We start from the raw sequence: 3,346 nt of genomic DNA, 5'->3' as shown, positions 1-3,346 counted from the left end.
GTGCGTGCCGCCCCCGCCGGTGGGTGCCGGGATTCAGTTGAGGGTCAGGAAGGAGCCTGCCCCGTTGCCGTACTCGATCCAGGCGCCGGACCGGGCGTCCACCGGGACGCCGGACCAGGCGGCGGTCAGGTCGGTCGGCACGCCGGGGGTGACGCGGGACCGGTCGGGCGTGACCGTGACCTTGCCGGTGGCGGGGCTGTCCGCGGTGACGTGGTTCGCCTGATAGGTGTACGGCGTGACGGTCTCGTCGTCCTTCCCCATGGCGACCAGGGACACGGAGAGGGCGTCGGCCGTGGGATGCGGCACGGTGATGGTGACCGTTCCGTCGCTGTCGGGGACGGCGACGTGGACGTCCTGGAGGACCCCGTCGACCTTGCTGCCCCACAGGACGCCCGTGATCGTGTCGTCTGCCGCGTCGAAGCGGACCGTGATCTGCGACGCCTTGGTACCGGAGGGGATCTCGGCGTCGTAGGAGACCTCCTGCATCTGGGTCAGGGTGCCCTTGGTGACCGGCGAGGTGACCGGTCCGTAGGCGGTGGCCGTCAGGGTGCTGGTGGCCGGGGTGACCGGGAACTCGGTCGAGCCGCTGGAGCCGGAGCCCTTGATCTCGGCGGGGGCGCGGACGATCTGCGGGGTGACGACGATCGGGCTGCGGACGGTGGTGCGGCCGGAGGTCCAGGTGAGGGCCCCGGTGTCGACGCGTCCGGCGGGCGCGGTGGTCACGTCCAGGGTGACGGTGAAGGTGCGCTTCTGGCCGGGGTGGCTGAAGTGCAGTACGGACGGGCTCACGGTGGCCTTGATGCCGGGGAGGTCCACCCGGGCGCGGTAGGTGCCGGCCGTGGTCGCGGTGACGGTGCGGGTGACGGTCTGCTTGCCGAACAGGTCACCGATGGCTATGGACGGGTGGTTGAGGTCGCTCGGGTCGATGGCCTTGACGCCGGTTCCGGTGGGCACGCCGGAGCCTTCGAGGTAGGCGAGCCAGTCCCTCTCCCCCGAGTCGTAGACGAGTCCGGGCCGCAGCATGGCTCGTGCGTCCACCTCGCCGGCGCCCTGCGCGAAGGCGTCGACGCTGTTCCTGCCGTCCGCGGTCTTCGTCGGTGTGGCGGTGGTCATCATGGCCGACTTGATGCTCATCGGGGACCAGGTCGGGTGCTCCGAGAGGTAGAGCGCCGCCAGGCCGCTGACGTGCGGGGTGGCCATGGACGTACCGGAGTAGTAGTCGAAGTCGCGGCCGTGGTTGCCGTCCGGGGACACGGCCGCGAGGATCGTGGCGCCGGGCGCGGTGATGTCGGGCTTGAGCAGGTCGCCGTTGCCGACGAGCGAGGGGCCGCGCGAGGAGAAGCCGGCCACCTGCGGGTAGACGTCCGAGGCGCCTCCCTCGGTGAGGGTGGCGGTGGCTCCGCTCGTGGCGGCGTAGGTGCGCACGGGGGCCGCGTCCGCGTGGTCGAGGTGGACGGCCGGCACGCTGTGCAGGTCGCCGTCCGTGCTCTCGTCGCCGGGGTTCACCAGGACGAGGCCGATGCCGCCGGCCCGCTTGACCTCGGCGTACTTGTCGGGGCGGCCGTTGAAGCCCCGTTCGCAGACGACGATCTTCCCGGCCGTGCGGGCCGGGTCGAGGGAGTTCGGCATGCAGTAGTCCGCGTAGACGTCCACGGTGTCGGGGACCCGGACCGCGGAGCCCAGGACGAGCGGGGCGGGGCCGACCTGCCGGTGCACGGTGGTGCTGATGCCGGTGTAGCTGGAGCCGTTGCCGAGGGCCACCGTGCCGGTGTGCGACTTGATGGTGCCGGCGGCGACCGTGGTGGTCCAGGGCGCGGTGTTGGAGAGGCTGGACGCGCCCGGGCCGGAGTTGCCCGCGGCGGTGGCGACGAAGACTCCGGCCGCGGCGGCGTTGCGGAGCGCGACCTGTGCCGGGTCGTTGTACACGCTTTCGAACGCGGCGCCGAGTGAGTAGTTGATGACGTCCACGCCGTCGGCGACGGCCTGGTCGATGGCGGCGACGATGTCGCTGGTCAGACCGCCGTCCGCCTGGCCGTCCTTGCTCTGCCAGAGGGCCTTGTAGACGGCGATGGTGGCTGCGGGGGCCACGCCGGAGACGGTGCCGAGGTCCTCGCCGCCGGCCGTGGCGCGGACGTCGGCGTTGCCGGCCGCGGTGGCCGCGGTGTGGGTGCCGTGGCCCTGGCTGTCGCGCGGGGAGACGTATCCGGCCCGGTTGGACTCCGGAACGGCGTCGAACCATGCCTTGCCGAAGTAGCGGGCGCTGATGACCTTCTCGTTGCAGGCCGCGGCGGTGAAGCTGTCGCCGGTCTGGCAGGTGCCCTTGAAGGTGGCGCCGTCCGCCTTGTGCATCACGGTGGTCGTGCCCACGCGGTAGGGGCGGTGACGGCCCTTCGGACCGGGCTCGCGTGAACTCAGGGCCGGGGCGGCGAAGGAGGGGTTCTCGGGCCAGATGCCCGTGTCGATGTCGCCGATGACGATGCCCTTGCCGGCTTCGGCGGTTCCACCGAGGGCCTTCCACAGCCCGTTGCGGCCGGAGAGTCTGAGGAAGTCGGTGGAGTTCCGGTCGTCGGTGGCGTGGTGGAAGCGGTCGGGGGCGATGTGCACGACGCTCCCGGTGTGGGCGAGGCGCACCAGTTGGCGGGCGTCGAGCCGGGCGCTGAAGGTGTTGGTGGTGACCGCGTAGTGCTGCCGGACGGTGGCGCCGACCTTCTTGGCGACGCGGGTCTGCTGGTCCGTCAGGTGGGCGCGGTACCGCTGGGCGGCGGCCGATGCGACATCGAGCTTGCCGCCCTGGGCGGGCTTCGTGGCGGGGAGGTCGCCCACCCCGCCGTCGTAGGTGACCAGGGGCTCGTCGGCGAGGGTGACCAGGTAGGCGCCCGTGGCGGATTCGGTGATCGGAGCGGCGGCGGGGGTGGCGGTGGCGGTCGTGGCGAGGGGAAGGCTGAGCGCGGCGAGGGCGGTGGTGAGCAAGGCGGCGAGGGCGGCTCGCCGGTCGCGCGGTGTTCTTCGCGGCAGGAGTGACACGGACTCTCCTCATGGATTTCCCTGCACGCCGGAGAGACGAGCGGATGCTCGCCTGCGGCGTGCGTTGGGGGCGGGGCTCTCCGAACCGCCTGGCACCAGGGGTGACTGACGGGTGGTCCGGGGCGGGTGAACGCTACTTCTTCCCTGTACGAGGTGGTTTGACCTGCCGGGAAGACATTCGCGATCACATCTGTCATGCACGGGGGGGGTGGACGGTTGAACGCACCGGAAATCCCGCGGAGCGGGAACCGGGCCGCCCCCGCGCATGCGGTGGCTCCCGCGGCCGGAGCACCCGAGCGGGGCTCCGGCCGCGGGAGCACTG

General features: G+C 72.1%; 1 protein-coding gene. It reads right to left on the bottom strand.

All coding sequences use genetic code 11. The features are described from left to right. Positions 1–33: 33 nt before the first annotated feature. Positions 34–3,024: a S8 family serine peptidase gene (locus tag IE321_RS41135; protein WP_268257460.1), complete on the bottom strand. Its 2,991-nt coding sequence runs from the start codon at positions 3,022–3,024 to the stop codon at positions 34–36. Positions 3,025–3,346 lie beyond the last annotated feature (322 nt).

Origin of the sequence: Streptomyces hydrogenans (genome assembly GCF_014656075.1) — a bacterium.
Classification (GTDB): domain Bacteria; phylum Actinomycetota; class Actinomycetes; order Streptomycetales; family Streptomycetaceae; genus Streptomyces; species Streptomyces hydrogenans.
The sequence above is the reverse complement of the archived record's forward strand: the minus strand, read 5'-3'. Positions and strand labels throughout refer to the sequence as shown.